This window comes from Kribbella sp. CA-294648, from assembly GCF_050943845.1.
Lineage (GTDB): Bacteria > Actinomycetota > Actinomycetes > Propionibacteriales > Kribbellaceae > Kribbella.
This window is the reverse complement of sequence record NZ_CP191981.1, coordinates 1208352-1225521: the sequence shown is the minus strand read 5'-3', so window position 1 is coordinate 1225521 and position 17170 is coordinate 1208352. Positions and strand designations below refer to the sequence as shown.

Annotated in this window: 15 protein-coding genes; 8 read left to right on the top strand and 7 right to left on the bottom strand. The window is 67.0% G+C overall.

The window, feature by feature from the left end:
* Positions 1 to 111: 111 nt before the first annotated feature.
* Positions 112 to 552 carry an AAA family ATPase gene (locus tag ACQPYM_RS05955; RefSeq protein ID WP_433016025.1) on the top strand — a complete coding sequence of 147 codons (441 nt, stop codon included), beginning with the start codon at positions 112 to 114 and terminating at the stop codon, positions 550 to 552.
* Between the two features lie 6 nt (positions 553 to 558).
* Here ACQPYM_RS05955 and ACQPYM_RS05950 read toward each other — a convergent pair whose 3' ends face one another.
* On the bottom strand, positions 559 to 1518 hold the full coding sequence (locus tag ACQPYM_RS05950; RefSeq protein WP_433016022.1) for a GNAT family N-acetyltransferase: 960 nt from the start codon (positions 1516 to 1518) through the stop codon (positions 559 to 561).
* 143 nt (positions 1519 to 1661) lie between these two features.
* On the opposite strand from ACQPYM_RS05950, the gene ACQPYM_RS05945 reads away from it, so the two are divergent.
* Positions 1662 to 2474 (top strand): LLM class flavin-dependent oxidoreductase, encoded by an 813-nt coding sequence (locus ACQPYM_RS05945; RefSeq protein WP_433016019.1) that lies wholly within the window; start codon positions 1662 to 1664, stop codon positions 2472 to 2474.
* Positions 2475 to 2547: 73 nt separating this feature from the next.
* Positions 2548 to 3309: a DUF899 domain-containing protein gene (locus ACQPYM_RS05940; protein WP_433016016.1), complete on the top strand. Its 762-nt coding sequence runs from the start codon at positions 2548 to 2550 to the stop codon at positions 3307 to 3309.
* Positions 3310 to 3338: 29 nt separating this feature from the next.
* Here the strand turns inward: ACQPYM_RS05940 and ACQPYM_RS05935 are convergent, their stop codons facing one another.
* Positions 3339 to 4607, bottom strand: coding sequence for a hypothetical protein (locus ACQPYM_RS05935; RefSeq protein ID WP_433016013.1), 1269 nt, complete (start codon positions 4605 to 4607; stop codon positions 3339 to 3341).
* A 147-nt stretch (positions 4608 to 4754) separates the two neighbouring features.
* Here ACQPYM_RS05935 and ACQPYM_RS05930 point away from each other — a divergent pair, with 147 nt between their 5' ends.
* The 4 genes from ACQPYM_RS05930 to ACQPYM_RS05915 all read left to right on the top strand — a co-directional run bounded on the left by ACQPYM_RS05930 (position 4755) and on the right by ACQPYM_RS05915 (position 8328).
* Complete coding sequence (locus ACQPYM_RS05930; RefSeq protein ID WP_433016010.1) at positions 4755 to 5243, top strand: MarR family winged helix-turn-helix transcriptional regulator; 489 nt, start codon at positions 4755 to 4757, stop codon at positions 5241 to 5243.
* Complete coding sequence (locus tag ACQPYM_RS05925; RefSeq protein ID WP_433016007.1) at positions 5240 to 5647, top strand: hypothetical protein; 408 nt, start codon at positions 5240 to 5242, stop codon at positions 5645 to 5647. Before ACQPYM_RS05930 ends, ACQPYM_RS05925 begins: the two co-directional genes overlap by 4 nt.
* A 37-nt stretch (positions 5648 to 5684) precedes the next feature.
* Entirely contained in the window at positions 5685 to 7007 is a 1323-nt protein-coding gene (locus tag ACQPYM_RS05920; protein WP_433016004.1) for a GNAT family N-acetyltransferase, read from the top strand.
* 340 nt (positions 7008 to 7347) lie between these two features.
* Positions 7348 to 8328: a LysR family transcriptional regulator gene (locus ACQPYM_RS05915; protein WP_433016001.1), complete on the top strand. Its 981-nt coding sequence runs from the start codon at positions 7348 to 7350 to the stop codon at positions 8326 to 8328.
* A 43-nt stretch (positions 8329 to 8371) separates the two neighbouring features.
* Here ACQPYM_RS05915 and ACQPYM_RS05910 read toward each other — a convergent pair whose 3' ends face one another.
* Complete coding sequence (locus ACQPYM_RS05910; protein ID WP_433015998.1) at positions 8372 to 11719, bottom strand: M28 family peptidase; 3348 nt, start codon at positions 11717 to 11719, stop codon at positions 8372 to 8374.
* Positions 11720 to 11902: 183 nt separating this feature from the next.
* Here ACQPYM_RS05910 and ACQPYM_RS05905 point away from each other — a divergent pair, with 183 nt between their 5' ends.
* Complete coding sequence (locus ACQPYM_RS05905; protein ID WP_433015995.1) at positions 11903 to 12895, top strand: LysR family transcriptional regulator; 993 nt, start codon at positions 11903 to 11905, stop codon at positions 12893 to 12895.
* Positions 12896 to 12971: 76 nt separating this feature from the next.
* Here ACQPYM_RS05905 and ACQPYM_RS05900 read toward each other — a convergent pair whose 3' ends face one another.
* The 4 genes from ACQPYM_RS05900 to ACQPYM_RS05885 all read right to left on the bottom strand — a co-directional run bounded on the left by ACQPYM_RS05900 (position 12972) and on the right by ACQPYM_RS05885 (position 17150).
* Positions 12972 to 13355: a VOC family protein gene (locus ACQPYM_RS05900; protein ID WP_433015993.1), complete on the bottom strand. Its 384-nt coding sequence runs from the start codon at positions 13353 to 13355 to the stop codon at positions 12972 to 12974.
* A gap of 113 nt (positions 13356 to 13468) precedes the next feature.
* Positions 13469 to 14407, bottom strand: coding sequence for a hypothetical protein (locus tag ACQPYM_RS05895; protein ID WP_433015990.1), 939 nt, complete (start codon positions 14405 to 14407; stop codon positions 13469 to 13471).
* A gap of 44 nt (positions 14408 to 14451) precedes the next feature.
* The gene (locus tag ACQPYM_RS05890; protein ID WP_433015987.1) at positions 14452 to 15525 is read right to left on the bottom strand and encodes an alginate lyase family protein; all 1074 of its coding nucleotides are present in this window, start codon (positions 15523 to 15525) and stop codon (positions 14452 to 14454) included.
* Positions 15522 to 17150: an extracellular solute-binding protein gene (locus ACQPYM_RS05885; RefSeq protein ID WP_433015984.1), complete on the bottom strand. Its 1629-nt coding sequence runs from the start codon at positions 17148 to 17150 to the stop codon at positions 15522 to 15524. Before ACQPYM_RS05885 ends, ACQPYM_RS05890 begins: the two co-directional genes overlap by 4 nt.
* Positions 17151 to 17170 lie beyond the last annotated feature (20 nt).

The following is a 17170-nucleotide window of genomic DNA, read 5'->3' as shown; positions in this document are numbered from 1 at the left end:
CGATTCAATACTCCGTTGCCGCGGCAACGGAGTATTGGGTTGGATGCGGAGATGGCATCGGACCTCAAGCTCGTTCTACTCTGCGGGACCGCGTTCTCCGGGAAGAGTACGGTGGCGCGGTCCCTGGAGCCGAGGCTGTCCGCGAAGATCGTGAGTCTCGACGAGATCAACGAACGCCGCGGCTTGTGGGGTGGTGACGGCATTCCGGTCGAGGAGTGGATCCGGACTCATGAGCTGGCCTCTGATGAGGTCCGTGTCCTGCTGACCTCAGGCACGTCCGTGATCGTCGACGACACCAGCTCGCCGCGGTTCCTCCGCGACGGCTGGCGCTCACTCGCCGCGTCAGTCCAGGCCCGATTCAGTTTGATCCACGTCGATGTGGATCACGCGACGATTCGCCGGCGCCGGGCCGACAATCAGTTGGATCCGCGCCGGCCGGACGTCGCGGACGCAGTACTGGATCAACACCTCGCCGATTTCGAGCCGCCGCACGAGGACGAGAACGCAGTACGGGTGAAGTCTGCCGACGACCTGCGGGACTTGACGATCTGACGGCGGCTAGACAGCGGGGAGGACGCGGCGCCAGCCGTCGAAGATGACGGTGGGGGTCATGCCGACCGACAGGTAGAGGTCGAGGGCCGGGGTCGGGTTGTTCGTGTCGACGTGCAGGATCGTGCCCTCCCGGCCGGCGGCGGCATCGACGGCGAAGGCGTGGCGCAGCAGGTACTTCGCGAGACCACGCCCGCGGAACTCCTCGACCACGCCGAGCATGCCGATGTGACCGCAGCTGTCCGACTCGACGAACTTGTCGTTGCACACGCAGACCCCAACCATCCGGCCGTCAACCTCCAGCAAGGTGAGCTGGGACCAGTCGAAGATGGGCACATCGTCGAGCGCCTCGAACCAGTCGTCCCGTGGGGTTTCCACCCAGCCGAACTGGCCGGTGAAACACTCCGTGATGACCGCGTGGGCCGCCCAACGGGTGGCCTCATCGAAGGCGCCACGGCGGACCTGGACGCCCGCGGGCTCGTCCGGAGCAGCAACCGGGCCGGTGTGGTCGATGCGCATCCGGTGGTACGTCGTACCGGTGGCGAAGTCGTGGCCGGCCAACTGCGTCCGGAGTACCTCGTCAGCCCGGTACACGAACAGGTCGGCGATGACCTCGGCATGACCCCGCTCGCGCCCCATCTCCTGCGCACGCTGCATGGTCCGATCGACCAGCCACCCGGCGACCTCCGGGTACTGCGATGTCACCTCGACGTCGATCAAGTCATGATCACCGACACAACGCGTGGTCGCATACCCAGCCATCCGCCCGTCATCACCCAACACGAGCCAGCCGTCGTTGGCTGCGTCGAAACCGGGCCTGCCGATGCAGTAGGCGACTTCCTCCAACGTCGTGTCGGCGAACCCGACCACCGCCGAGTTATAGGCCGCGAGCATGGCAAACAACGCCTCAGCATCGCTCGACTCCGGCGGGCGAACGGTATACCCGTCCGGCAGTTCTGCGATGGTCATCATGACTCATCGTGCGTCCGCCCATCGCACAACGGAAGGGCGCAGCAACACTCGTCGAGGCGTTTGTGCTCGGCGTTGTCGGATTGTGGGTGGCTCGTTCGTGGAGAGGACAAAGGGAACCTCCAGACTTGAGGAGATGCACGATGAACAACCAGCGAGCAACCAGGCCATTCCGATTCGGCGTTGTTGCCCCGATCACTTCTGAACTGCCGGCCTGGCGAGACCGTGTACGGCGGATCGCCGACAGTGGCTACTCGACGTTGCTGATGCCCGACGTTCCTACCTGGCAACCAGCACTTGGCCCCACGCTGGCGACTGCGGCTGCACTCACTGACCTACGGGTCGGATCCTGGGTCTATGCCGCCGCGCTGCGCGATCCGTTCAGCACGGCATGGGAAGCCCACTCGCTCTCGGTTCTCACCGAAGGTCGCTTCGAAATGGGGATCGGCGCCGGGCGGCCAGGGATCGAGGTCGAACTGGGCCTGCCTGCCGTCTCGCTGGCTGAGCGTCGTACCAGGATGCGGGACACCGTGACCGCCCTCCGGACGTTCGACGGCCCCGACCTGCACACGCCGGTCGTGATGGCCGTGAGCGGACCGAAGTCGCAGGCGCTGGCGCTCGAAGTCGCTGATGCAGTCACGTTCGTCCTCCCAGCGGACGACGACCGGGCCGAAACCACCCAACGGGTCCGCGACTTCGCCGGCCGCACGGACATCGAACTCGCCCAGCACGTCGCCGCCGTCGGCGACAGCGTCGCCCCGTTCATGGCACCGCCAGACCTCGACACCGCAGCCCTCCGCGCCGCCGACTCCCTCGTCATCCTCCCGAGCGACCCCGCCGCGGCCGCCGAAGAAATCCACCGCCGCCGCGAAGAAATCGGCTTCTCGTACTTCGTCTTCGGCGCCAACTTCGCCGAAACCCTCGCCCCAGTCGTCGCCCAACTAACCGGCCAGTAAATGTCGAGAACACCGAATTGCCTCCGACGTCCGGTCATGATGAGGGAGAAGGAGCGACGACCAGGAGGTAGTCATGGGTAACTTGCCCGAGGTGGTGTCACGCGAGGAGTGGCTTGCCGCCCGTAAGGAATTGCTGGAGAAGGAGAAAGAACTGACGCGGGCTCGCGACCGGGTCAACGCCGATCGGCGTCGGTTGCCGATGGTCCGGATGGACAAGCCGTACACGTTCGAGGGCCCGGACGGGACGGTCAGCCTGCTCGACCTGTTCGAGGGCCGGCCGCAGCTGGTGATGCACCACTTCATGTTCGGCCCGGACTGGGATCAGGGCTGCCCAAGCTGTTCCTCCGCCGCCGACCAGATCGGCAGGCTGCGTCAACTTCACGTCCGCAACACCACACTCGTGGCCGTGTCGCGGGCGCCGTACGGGAAACTGGCGGCGTACCGCGAGCGGATGGGCTGGACCTTCCCCTGGTACTCCTCCTACGGCAGCGACTTCAACTACGACTTCCACACCACCCTCGACGACCGGATCGCGCCGGTGCTCCAGAACTATCGCACCGAGGCCGAGCTCGCCGAGGCCGGAACACAGTGGACCGAGGAATGGCGCGGCGAGGAACCGGGCATCAGCGCGTTCCTGCGCGTCGGCGACGAGGTCTTCCACACCTACTCCACCTACGGCCGTGGCATCGATCAGTTCCACAACGGCTACCCCTACCTGGACCTCACCGCCCTCGGCCGCCAGGAGGACTGGGAGGAACCAGCCGGCCGCGCAACTCCCCTCGGCCTACAACTCGGCGGCCCCAGGATCCGCGTTCCCGACGAATACGACAGCTGAGCTGCGTCTTCAAGGCGGTGGCTCCGGTACTACGCGCCGCGGGCTGGTGTCAGCTCCACGGCTGGGTACGGCGTGTCCTGGAGGCCGAGGTTGCGCCAGACGAAGCGTGGGATGCGGGCCAGGAAGCCGCGGAGGAAGTGGGAGCTGTGGCCGATCACTTCCTGGCTGTGCACGTCGACCTCGAACCACGCCCAGCCGTCCACGCACTCGAAGGTGGCCGGCGGGTTCGCCATCAGGTACTCCATCTGGCGTGGGTGGATCACGTCGTACGCGTACTTCGTGTCGTCGGCGTGCACCGCGAACTGGTCGTTGAAGGCGCCACTCTCGAAGCTGATGCCACGGCCGATCCCGCGCAGCCCGACCTTCAGGTACGGCATCCGGGCCGGGAGTTGGAAGCCGAGAATCGTCTCGCTGTGGTTGTCGACCACGGTCCGCGTCTGGCTGCGGCCCTCGCTGTCGGTGTAGCTCTCGGTCCGTTTCGTCTTCCACTCGTGCACGAACGCGACGAAGGGCGGGCCATCGCCATCACGCCCCCGGATCACATCCTTGGTGCTGTGGTCATAACCCAACCGCTTCGCCGGCGTCGTCTCCAGCAGGCTGTCGTCCTCGCCGACCCAGTACCAATCCGGATGCTGGTAGAACCTCATCCGCAGCGGCGGCTCGGGCTGGACCCAGCTGTCCAGCGACGCCGCGTCGATCGCCCCGGCGACGGCAGCGAGCTGCTCCAGCCAGGGAGCGAGGATCTCGGCGTCCTTGCGCGGCGGATTTAGTACGACCAACTGATCACCATCGACCCCGAGATTCAGATCGGGGTGTACCGCGGCCAGTGCCTTCAGTTGCTCGCAAACCTGCGGGGTCAAAACCTCCGCGGCGTACGCCGGATCGAGGGCGCCGATCGTCCAGCCCGGACCCAGCTGCGCCGGAACCGCGACCTTGGTCGCGACCACGCCGTACCGGAGTTGTGCCTGCCCGGCCATGATCCACAGCTCAGGCAGCCGCCGGGACAGCGTGACCATCCCGACCCAGCCTTTCCAGTTCTCGGCGCCGTACTCAATCACCTGGAACGCCCTACCCGACTTGGTCAGGCCGCTGATCCGGTCATCAGGATCCCGCCGGAAACCAAGCCCGAACGGCGGATTCCCCAGCCGCGCCACAGCATCCAACGACGGACTGCCGTCAAAGGCCCACCCCCGATCCCGCAACGACCGGACGTACCGCTCCCGCCGCACAATCAAGGCCACCCCACCACCGACCCCCACCACGGCCAGCACCAGGAAGAACACTCCGGTCGAATCCACACCCACTCCTCACGCCGCAGCGCCCCGATTGTCCCGCCACCAAAACCCCTTCGACGCCAAGAACCCCACCAGAGTTCCGTCGAGTCAGAGCAGCAGACGACCTTCAATCGGTTGTAGCGTCGAACTAATTGGTTGTATCGTCGAACCATGTCGGACGACGATCTCGCCCAGAGGCTGGTGCTGCAAGGCCGGATCACCGCGTTCGTGCGCGCGTTCGGCCTGCACCAGCCGGACCAGACACCGTGTGGGACGCCAATTCCGACTTCGGAGGCCCACGCGCTCGGCGAGCTGGACCGCGACGGGCCGCTGACGCAGAGCACGCTGGCCCAGCGGCTGCGGCTGGAGAAGAGCACCGTCAGCCGCCTGGTGGGCCAGCTGATCGGTCGCGGCTGGGTACGACGCGCCGAACACGACGGCGACGCTCGGCTGGTCTGGCTGGAGGTGACCCCGGAAGGCCACCGCGCCGCCGGCCAACTGGCTGCGGCCCGCGCAGCCCGCTTCGAGCAACTGCTGCACAACATCCCGGCCGACCAGCGCCCAGTGGTCATCGACGCGCTCACAACCCTGGTCGAGGCGGCCGCCGGGCCCGAGCACCAGGCCGGCCAGTCGCCAACGACACAGGCGGGCACCGCGTGACCGCCGCCTCCACTGGCACCACCGGGACCGATGCTGGGCCGACCCGCCGCAGCGGCGGCCGTTGGAGCGTGGGCGCAGTGCTCGGCGCCGCGCTGGGCCTAGCCCCACACCTGCTGCACCACGTCGGCCTGCTCGCCGGTACTGCGCTGCTGGCCGGCCTCAGCGGAACCGTACTGTTCGGCACCCTCGGCCTGGTCGCGATGCTGCCCATGCTGCTCCGGCTGCGACGCCGTTTCGACACCTGGTGGGCGCCGAGCATCGCGGTGGCCCTCTTCGCCGCCATGTTCGCCCTATCGACGTTTCTCATCGGCCCTGTACTACGAAGCGCTGTGAACGACCCACCACAACCTCACCCGTCCCCGTCGGCACCGGCCTCCGGGGACCACACCCGCCACCACGGCTGATACCACGCCACCAGAAGGCTCAGGAGTCCCGTCAAGCATGGCAAGCGCTCACTACACCATCCGGCCAGGCCGAGCCTCCGACGCCACGGAGCTTGCTCGGCTGCACGCATCGATCCAGCTGCAGGGGGCGACTGGCGGAAAGCCACACCCCGGCATCGCCGCCTGGGTCGAAGGCCTGCTGACCGGTCATCCCACGGTCGCCCCCGAAGACTTCCTGGTCGCAGAGGAGACGGCCACCGGCCGACCTGTGGCCAGCCTCGTAGGTCTGCGACAGAACTGGAGCCTGGCCGGACTGCGCCTGCCGGTAGCCCAGATCGAGCTTGTCGGCACGGCACCGGAGCATCGCGGGAACCGCCTCACCGAACGACTGTTCACCGCCCTGCACGAGCAGTACGCGGCCGACGGCGTACCCCTCCAGATCATCGAGGGCATCCCGTACTTCTACCGGCGACTCGGCTACGACTACGCCCTGGCCAACGACGGCGCCGCAGTAGTGCCCGCCGCCGCCCTACCTGCCACCGAGGAGAAGACAACCTCCCCCAACGGCCTGACAGTCCGGCCCGCCACGGTCGACGACGCGGAAGCCCTCGCCGCCATCGACCAGCGAGTCGCCAACAGCACCGCCCTGACCTGCCCGAGAGATGCGCTCCAGTGGCGACACGAGATCGCAGGACGCAGCTCGGCCGACCTCGCCCGCCGCGTGGTCGCAGTACTGGCACACGGCACCGACATACGCGGCTACCTAGTCCACAGCGCCCGGCTCTCCGCCACCGGTGAACTGCTGGTGTTCGCAGCAGCCTGCAACCAGCCAGCCGACTGGCCACAGGCCGCCGGCCCCATGCAAGCGCACCTGACCCGGCTGGGCCGGCAGTACCAGCTATCAGCCGAACAGCCGTTCACCGGCCTCCGCCCCATCCTCACCCCAGACCACCCCCTGATCCGCCTGAGCCCGCCCGGCGTCCCAAGACGCCCCAGAGGCTGGTACGTCCGAACCAGCGACCCGATCGACCTCCTAGCCCGCCTTCAACCAGTACTACGGTCCCGCTGGCACGCAGCAGACCTGCGATGGCCCGAACCAACGATGGTCATCGACCTCTACGGCCGCGCCGCCCGGCTCGACTTCACAGACGGGGAACTCAAAGCAGTGACCGCCACCCGCGGCACCACCAGTCCAACCACCGACCCGAACACCCACGCCGCCATCCCACCCAGCGCATTGCTCCAACTCGCACTCGGCCACCGCACCTTCCCCGAAGTACTGAACAACTGGCCGGACTGCCTCCCCCGCGACCCCCTCACCGAACACTTCCTAACAGCCGCATTCCCCCAAGTCCCAGTCCAAATCTGGCCCACCAACTGAGTCCCTGAAACTTCAAGCTGCGAGCAACAGCCAGAGGCCCGGACGACGTCGAGGGCCGGCCGGTCCCTGATCCCCGCCCGGACGGTCGAGGTCGCCTGCACCAACGAGAGCGCGACGTACTTCGTCGGCCAACGGCGTACCGCCGGAGTCTTCCGGCCCTCACCGGCGTCGGTGCGTTCGCCGTGTTCGGTGCCCTCGGCACCGTTCTGATCGTCGTCGGCCAACTCAGGCGCAAGCACATGCCGTGCACGCTCGGTCAGTGCGATGGCCGGTGGCGGGGTACACCGTGTAGGCGGCGTGGGCTCGAAGAAACGGGTTGTGTGGGCTTAGCATCTCGATGATGGAACTGGAACTGCGGCATCTGCGGGTGATCTGCCGCGTGGCCGACACGGGCAGCGTGTCCAAGGCCGCGGCGGCGCTCCAGGTGTCGCAACCCTCGCTGACAGCACAGCTACGCCGGATCGAGTCGGCGATCGGCGGCGAGCTGTTCCAGCGCGATGTCCGTGGCGTGATCGCCACTCCGCTGGGTGACCACATCATCGCCCGTGCGCGAGCAGTGCTCGCTGACATGGACGACCTGGTCAACAGCAGTTCGAAGTACGTCGGCGTGGACAGCCCTTTGCGGCTCGGCTCGGTGAACACCGTGACCTTCGTCAGTTGGCTGTCCCGGCTCGAGCACGAACTCGTGGGGCGTGACATCCGGACGCAGGTCGACCCGTGTGCCTTGTTACTGACGGATCTGCTCGCCGCTGACGTCCTCGACATCGCCATGCTGATGGTCTGCGAGGAGGCCTACGCCCCACCCTGCCCACCCGGTGTTCAGGAACAGCTGATGGTCGACCCCGAACCGGCGCTCATCATCATGGCTGCCGGCCATCGGCTGGCCAGCCTGCCGCGGGTGAGACTGGTCGATCTCGCCGACGAGACGTGGATGGTGCCGCCCGCCGGGAGACGCGACGGCGCGATCGCCGCCCAGCGCGCGGCCTGCGAGGCGGTCGGTTTCACCCCGAACTTCCGGAACGACGAACTCGGCCACCACGAGGTCGAGCAACTGATCGCCGCCGGCCGGGGAATCGCAACCTGCGCCCCGACCATCGACCCGCTACCCGGCACCGTCGTGGTCCCGCTGGCTGACCAGGCCTTGGCGTTCCGCCGGGTGCTGCGCTGGCGCCCTGAACGCGTCCCGCCTCGGGTGGTGAACACCGTCCATCGCACTTTTCTCGACGCCTACCGCGAGATCCTCGCCGCCCGCGTCGCCCGCTTCCCCTGGTGGGACACCGCCCCCTCGAGCCACCCGGTCATCCACGAACCCGTCGGTTGAAGCTGTGGTGGCCCCGGAGGAGATCCAGGGCCACCACTGGGAATCAGAACTTGTAGATGGTGTACGTGAAGGTAGTACTACCGGTTGCTCCAGCAGTGTCGGTCGCCGTCGCCACCACCCTGTAGACCCCGGCAATCAACGGGGTTCCGGTGATCACACCGGTCGAGCTGATCGTCAGCCCGGGCGGCAGACCCGTTGCGCGGAAGGTGACTGCGCGGCCGGTGGAGGAGGTGGCCCTCAGTTGGAGCGGGAAGATCTGGATCCCGGTCCACCACGTCTTCGATCCGGGACTCAGCACCGTGACGGTTCCTGTCGATGTCCCAGTCACCGTCAAGTTGTACGTCGCCTGGTGGCTGACCGCCCCCGTTGCCTTGACCGTCACCTGGTACGTGCCTGGGGCAGTGGTGGCAACGGTCTTGATGGTCAGTCCTGAGGTTCCGCCCGAGTTCACGGTCGACGGTGTGAAGGTCGCGGTCGCGCCGGCCGGCAAACCACTGGCCGAGAGCTGCACCGATTGCGTCTCACCGCTGGTGGTCGCAGTACTGACGGTCGTCTGCACCGAGTTGCCCGGGGCAACAGTCCCTGAGGCCGGACTCAGCGAGACGGAGAAGTCGCTGCTGACCGGCGGGGCATCGCCCACCGCCAGCTTCCACAACCCGTACGCCGCGGCGTCCGCGCTCCGGTCGAGCACTGTCGAGGAGACGTTCGCCGGGTACTTGTCACAGGCCGAGTGGTAGCACGGGTCGTAGGCCACGTTGGCCGTACCACCCCACTTGGTCGCCTGCGCGGTCGTCTTGCGAGCACTCGCGCCGGCGGCGACACCGCTCGTCGGGATACCCACGCTCTTGAACGACGCGTCGTCGGACCGGCCCACTCCCTCGACGTTCTCCTCCGGCTGCAGGTTCAGACCGTCGTAGAAAGCCTTCAGCACCTGGCCCGCCGGAGTGGTGATGTTGTTGACGAAGTACCCGGCGTTGGTCGAACCGACCATGTCGAAGTTGAGGTACGCCTTGATCTTCGACCGCTCGGTCGTCGGCAGCTGCGCGACGTAGTACTCGGAGCCGTTCATGCCCTGCTCCTCGTCGGTCCACCAGCCGAAGCGGACGTGCTTGATCAGCTCCGGCTTGTCCTGCGCGAGTCGCAGCGCGACTTCCAGAATCGTTGCCGAGCCCGACGCATTGTCGTTGCTGCCGGCACCGGTACCGACGGTGTCCAGATGCGCCCCGAGCATGATCACCTGGCTGGGATCGCCGCCCGGGTAGTCCGCGATGAGGTTGTCCGAGGGATAGGTGCAGGTCGTGCAGCGCTGCTTGGCAACCGTGTAGCCGGCCGCGCGGAGCTTCTGCTCGAGGTAGGTGACCGACGCGGTGTAGCCAGCACTCCCAGCGCGGCGGTTGCCGCCGTTGTTGTCGGCCGCCTGCTGCAGCGCGAGCAGGTGCGCCTTGACCTTCTCCACGTCGATGTCCGGTACGCCGACCGACGGTGCGGCCCCGCCGACGGTGAGCCGGTACGGCGCGGACTTGTCGACGTCCACACCGTCAGCCGTGACCTTCAGGTCGTAGGCACCGGCCGGCGTGGCCGACATGGTCGCGATCGTGAGCTTGGCCGAGTTGCCCGACTGCAGCGACGACGGGTCGAAGGTCGCCGTCGCGCCGGCCGGCAGACCGGTCACCGCGAGCTTCACCGTCTGCGCCGAGCCGTTCGCGATCGTGGTGTTGACCGTGGCCGAGACGGACTCACCGGGCTTGACCGAACCCGAGGCCGGTGAAACCGACAGCGTGTAGTCGTTGCCGGTGGCCACGCAGGTTGCCTCACCGGCTTGCGCTCCGAGGTTCACCGCGGTCCAGGCTGCCTTCACCTTGGCGTGCAGGGCGCAGGTCGGATCGAGGTTCTTGGCGGCCGCCAGCGTGCCGAGACGCCACTTGGGATACGTCATCCCGGTCGTCTTGGTCAGCATGGCGTTGTAGAAGATCTTGCCCGCCTGCTCGTGGCCGATCCCGGTGAGTGCCGTGTTGTTGCAGGTCGGGCTGACCGGTTGGCCGTTGGCGGGATTGGTGCCCTCGGCAAGCAGGTAGAACCAGTGGTTCATCGGCCCGGCTGCGGCGTGCACCGACGACGGCAGGGCTGCTGAGTAGCAGTTCGGGTGCCCGGCCCTGGACGGGTCGTACATGTACCGGATCGCACCGTTCCCGGTCAGCGAGACTCGTTCACCGACCTCGTAGTCCGGTACGTCGTCGGGGTTGTTCAGGTACGCCTCGGTGAGAGCGCCCCAGATGTCGGCGACGGCTTCCTGGGTCGGGTGGCCGGAGATGCCGCCCGGCGTGTTCGCGTCCAGGCCGTGCCCGTACTCGTGCGCCACGATGTCGATCTGGGTGGCCCACTCGTTGTTGGTGTTGTACCCGAACGCCGTACCGCCCGCGTTGTGCGGGCCGTCCCAGTGGGCGTTCTGGTCCTGCATGCCGACCAGCGCGTCGGCCCAGTTGCCCCTGCCGTCGAGGCCGTTGCGGCCGAACCAGTTCTTCAGCATGTCCCACTGGCCCGCGGACGCGTACATGATGTCGACGCAGCCGGCTTCGCGGTTCTTCTTGTCCACCGAACCCCAGACATCGTCGGGTCCGCTGAACGTCCGGCCGGTGGCCAGGTCACCGCAGCGCAGGTTCGGCCGCGCCGGGTCGGTCATCGTGAACGTCGATCCCGCCTGGGTCGAGCCGACTGCCAGGTTCGCACCGCTCCACGCGCCCGTGCCGGTACCGGTCGCGGTGAGTTCGACCGCGTCGAGCACCTTGCCGGTGCCGGCGTCGACGTACACCTTCTGATGCGAGGGCTCCCCCTCGTCCTTGCCCTTGACAACCGCTTCCCAGGCGAGCACCGGCGTCTTGCCTCCGGCATAGACGACCAGGGTCGGATCACCCTTGGCCTGGTTCGCGGTATCGAACGTGGCACGCGCGGTGCGGAGTGCGGCGGACTTCTTCACGGTCGGCTGCACAGCGACGCTGATCGCCTTCTGCTGGGCAACCGTCATACCGAGGTTGTTGCCCTTGGCATCAGTCGTCACCACGAAGTCCCCGCCGATCACCGGCAGGTCCTGGTAGGTGCGCTCGTACGAGACGTACTGCAGACCCCACGGGGTCGTGACCGCTTGCCGCTGGATGAACGCATCGGCGGACGAGGCCTTGAGCTCGGCCGCGCGGCCCTGCACCAGGCGTTCAGCCGTTCGCAACGCGGCCTCCAGGGGTTTGACCGGCGACGCGGCCGTCAGCGATGCGGCGGAGTCGGCCGAGGCGGAGTCGGCCGAGGCTTGCGACGTCATCCGGACCGCGACCGTCGTACCGGCGATCGCCAGGCTCACCACACATCCAGCCGCTACCAGGCGAGGGACTTTTGTCTTCACGTGGGCACTTCCTCATCTCACAGGGGCGTAGTCCGATCGGCGCTCGACAGCGGCCGGAATCGGTACAGACGCCGCCGCTCAGCGCAACATGGCGGAAAGCTGAACGGCGGCGGATCTCTGTGGAAAAACATTCGCACCATCGCTCGCGGCAAAGACATCCCAACGGGGTATAACCTGACGCCTATGGAGCTGGAACTCCGTCACCTACGAGTGATCTGCCGGGTGGCCGACACGGGGAGCGTCTCCAAGGCCGCGGCCTCCTTCAACGTCTCGCAGCCGTCGCTCGCCACCCAGTTGCGCCGGATCGAAGCCATTGTCGGCGGGGAGCTGTTCGAACGCAGCGTTCGCGGTGTCACCCCGACCGCCCTGGGCAAACACATCCTCGGCCGTGCCCGAGTGGTGCTGGCCGACATGGAAGACATGGTTGCCAGCAGCAGCAAGTACGTCGGGTCCGGTGGCCCTTTGCGGCTCGGGTCAGTGAGCACGGTCATGTTCGCTGCCTGGCTCCACCGGTTGGAGGACCAGCTGGACGGCCGGAAGATCCGGGCTCAGGTCGATCCCTCGTGCGGCACCCTGACCGACCTCCTGGATGCCGATGCCCTCGACATCACCATGCTGATGCTGTGCGACGAGGCGCATGCCCCGCCCTGCCCGCTGGGAATCCACGAACGGACCATGGTCGACCCGGAGCCGATTCTCATCATCATGGCAGCCGACCATCCCCTCGCGAACCGGTCAGCGATCACGCTGACCGACCTGGTCGACGAGACCTGGCTGATGCCGCCGGGCGGTAAACGAGACGGCAACCTGGCCGCCCAGCGCGCCGCCTGCGAGGCGGTCGGTTTCACTCCGAAGTTCCGTCACGACGAGCTCGGCGACGCCGAGGTCGAGCAGTTCCTCAGCGCGGGCCGCGGCATCGCGACCTGCGCCCCGACCGTCGGATCGATCCCCAACACCGTCGTACTCCCCCTGGTAGACCAGTCACTCGGCCTACGCCGAGTACTGCGTTGGCGCCCGGAGCGCGTACCAAGCCAACTCGTCGACGTGATCCACCAGGCCTTCATCGACGCCTACCAAGAGGTCCTCACCACCCGCCTCCCCAACTACCCCTGGTGGCACACCACCCCCTCAACCCACCCCACCATCCACAAGCCCCCGCCACGCTCCCAGCCATGACCGACCCGCAGGCCCGTCGGTACACCCGGCGAGAGCAGATGCTTGCCGACGGCAACATAGTTTGGTTGGGCCGGCCTCAGGGTGTGCCGATGGCTTCGTGGAGGAGGCAGAACTCGTTGCCCTCCGGGTCGGCGAGCACGACCCAGCCGGTCCCGTCGCCCTCGATCTGCCGCCGGTCGTCGACAACCGTCGCGCCCAGGCCGAGCACTCGTTCGAGCTCCTCGTCGCGGCTCTTCCCGGCATCGGGTCGCAAGCACAGATGCAGACGGTTCTTGACGGTCTTCGGCTCCGGGACGCTCTCGAAGTACAGGGTGACGCCGTTGGCGAGCAGGATCGTGGCCACCGGGTCGCCCGGATGGTCGTCCTCGTCCAACGGGCGACCGGTCACCGCGCTCCAGAACGAGGCGATCGCGTACGGATCAGCGCAGTGGAACGCAACGTTGTAGACACTCAGGCTCATACTGTTCGAAGCTACTCAGGCCAAGCCGGCCCGCACCCGAATATCGCCTCTCCAGTTCGTGCGAGATGAAGCACGGGAATTGCCGCATCAGCGGCAACTCCCGTGCGCGCGGGTCAACCGCGGTTGTAGGGCTGCACCGCCGCCTTGCTGCCGCCGATCCTCAGGTTGCGGAAGTCGGAACGGAACGTCGCGCCCGGCTGGTAGTCCTTGTACATGCCGAACTTGATCTTGAATTCGTTCCTGAAGGAGTCATTCTGGCAGATGGAACGCGTCGCGTAGCCGAAGTACTCCTCCTGCTCGAAGACCTTCTCCTCGACGGTGGTCGCTCCCACTCTCTTGTGGTAGACCGCGATCGTGCCCTTCGCCGCACCGTCGTGGTAGGGCTTCACGTGATACTTGATGACAAAGGAATGCCACTCGTTGACCCCGACGCTCCTGGTCGCCATCGAGATGTCGTAGTTCGTGTTGGGGTCTTCGCCTCGGCGCACGAACTGGACGTTGTGCCCGTTGCCGGCGCCGGACTGGATGCGCACGCCTCCGATCGGTCTCGCGGTGCACTGCCACAGCTGCAGCACGTACGCCCCGCTGCCCCTCACGTCATCGACTCCCGCGGGAATGCGAACGTCGAACCCGACCCACACGTCGGTGTGGAACGGCAGGTCCCACCCCGTCGCCAGCTCCGAGCGGTCCCGGAGGGTAACTCCAGCAGAGTCCTTCCAGTTGTCGGTGACGGGGTCAAAAATGGCGCCCGGGTATCTGAAGTCCTTGTTCGTGCGGAACGTCAACACCCGCTCGCCCGCGGTCCCGGTGGTCTGGGGTGCCTGCCCCGCTCCCTGACACTTGCCTTGAAGAAAGTCCTCGCTGTCCCGATAGTTGCCGCCGGCGCCGATCCTCGCCTGGCACGCCTCCGGGTTCTCGATCGCCCAGCTCTGACCTGCGATACCCACCGAGTAACTGGGCACTGCCGTGGTTGCCGCGCTGGCGGGTTTTGGGTTCGTCACTGCGGCGATACCGAGCGAAGCGCTCAGGGTTACCGCCACGGTGAGGGCCATCGTCTGTCGAGCAAGTCGCCCAGGGGCCGGGATCTGCATCTGTGTCACTCCTTTAAGGAAGGGGTCTGTTGCATGGCTGCGGTTGACGGGATCTCGGGGTCGGGTAGGTCTTGCCTTCGCAGGGTTTCCGCGAGCGCTTCGAGGCTCGGGGTCTGGTAGACGGCGGCGGCTTCGTCGGCGAGCCAGAGAGCGGTTCGGTCGAGGTCCGCGGGCTGCCGGGGCCAGATCCAGCGGCGGTCGTCGGTGGCGTGGTCGGCCCAGAAGTGGAACGCGTCGCGGAGGCTGCCGAAGCCGGGTTCGGCGGGCGCGTTCCAGAGGTCGCGGCCTTCAGCAGCTGCGACCCGGCAGCAGCCGGCGAAGGCTCGTAGACAGAACATGGTGTAGAGCAACGAGTCGGGACGAGCCAGTTCTTTCGGGAGGGCGCCGCCGACAGCGATGTGGCGCAGCCGGATGTCGAACCGGTCGAGGATCTCGGTGATCGCGGTCCGATCACCCACGAACTGCAGATAGCGCAGTACCTGCGCGTCCCACCAAACTCCGTGGTTGTTGGTCATCGATTCTTCCTGCCGGCCGAGGTCGCTCGACCGCATCCAGCGGGTCAACTCAGCGAACCAGTCCTGCAGGAGCGGGAGGCCTTCGGTGAATCGTCCGGCCCTCACCAGTAGGTCGACGTGATCCAGGAGGTCGGTCAGCAGCGTCCCCTCGATCTGCCCGATCGCCGCACCGTCGTGCTGACCGGGCAGCGCGGCAGCGTGAGCGAAGTTGGGCCGCATCGCGGTCGCCGGGTCCAGGAACCAGCGTTCGAGACGTTCGACCGCGGCGTCGGCGTACCGTGCCTCGCCGGTTAGGAGGTGCGCTTGCACCAGGGTGTTGACGGCCGCGACCGTCTGCCGGTACCGCCGTTTGTCGTAGCGATCGCTCCACGCGTCCGGGTTCCGCCGGCCGTCGATCCTGATGTACGGCAGCCCGTCGGCTGTCTCCGGATTCGGCCAGGAGTAGTTGCCGACCGAGTAGTAGTCGTGGGGGTCTCCGGCCCAGTCCGACGGCTCACGGTCGAGGATGGAATATGGCCGACCGACCAGGAATTCGTCGGCTCGGGTCACCAGCTCCTGGCTCATTTGGGTCCCGCCTCCGAGAAGGCCTGCTCGTACTCGGCCCGGATCTTGTCGCCGCCGCCGTTGCGCCACTTGGTCACGGCCTCCTTCCAGCTCGACACGGGTGCGCGGCCGGCCAAGATGCCGTTCCGCGCATCGGTCAGGCCCTTGCCCAACTGCTGACCTTTGGCCGCATCGGTCTCGGAGTACAGGCCCTGGGTCGGATCAGGGGCGAGAATCGGCAGCGCGGCTTCCTGGTAGTCGAAGCGGGCCTGGGTGACGTCGCGCCGGCCCGGGTCGTAGATGGCCAGGGTCGGTCCGCAGACGTACCCGAACGGCACCAGCCGCAGATTCTGGCCGCGCGAGTTCACCATCGGGTCCTTGCCCTCGAACTTGAACGTCTGCCCCTCGATCCCGAAGTTGCGCAGCAGGTACTCCGAAGATCCGAACGGCGCGGCGAGCCAGTCGAGGACCCGGAGCACCTCGCGGACCCGGTCCGGTTCGGCCTGGGTTACAGCGGTGAACGCCTGAGCCGCGCTCCCCCGAGGATGTAAGGGCTTGCTCGCCGCGTCGTAGCCGAACATCGGAAGAGACCCGAGCTTGAAGCCCGGCACCTCGGCTCCCCACATTTCGTACTTGCTCCAGCCGGCGTACCCGCCGAAGACGATCGGCGTGGTCCCGTTGGTGAACCAGTCGTTGCGCTGGTTGTTGGACGCCATCAGGCCGTCCGGATGGAAGACGCCGGCGTCGGCCAGCTCGCGGGTGTCGGCCAGCGCCTTCTCGTACTCCTCGAGTTCGATGTTGGAGGTGAACTTCCCGCCGTCCTCGATCCAGCTGCCGGGGATGCCCAGGGAAGCGGCGATCATGGTCAGGGTGCTGCCCGGATCGCCGCAGGCCCAGCGGGACTTGCGCTCGTTGGTCAGCCCCTTCAGCAGTGCCTTGAACTCTCCGATGTTCTTGGGCTGCGCGGGCAGTCCGGTACCGGCGATGAGGTCGGCGCGGATCCAGGCGACCGACGGGATCGGTACCCGGGCGATCGGTACTCCCCACAGGGCGTTGCCGTACACGGTCTTGCGCCACGAATCGGTGGACAGACCAGCCAGGTTCGGATAGTCCTTGACGGCATCGCCCGACAAGTACTCGGTCAGGTCGGTGAACTTTGCCTTCAGCAACGCGGGCAACTGCTGCACCGAGCCGTAGATCGACACCAGGTCGGGCAGATCTCCGCCGGCCACGGTCGTCGCGAACCGTTGACCGTAGTCAGCCGCCGGCGCGTACGTGATGTCGAGCTTTCCACCCAGTCGCTTGTCGATCTCCTGCCACAGCGGATTGTCGGACTTGCCGGGCGCCACCGGGTCGAAGGTGTAGGTGAGGGCGGAGATCTGGCCACCCGACAGCGGGGGCTTACCGACCGCCGCGACGGGGTTGGGCGGGTACTCGAAGTACCCACTCATGCCGAGCGGGCTTGCGCTCTTCAGCGCGGGTTCGGCGTTCCCGGCCCGGGCGAACGTGGGAAGTATGTCCGCTCCGATTCGGCCGGAGGTCCCCGTCGTCGTCTTGGCGGAGCAGCCGAGTGCTGATCCGGCGGCCCCTGCGACGGCTGCCGCGGACAGCCCTTTGAGCAACGTACGGCGCGATAGCGCATCCATGGTTACGGTTCCCTCCTCAT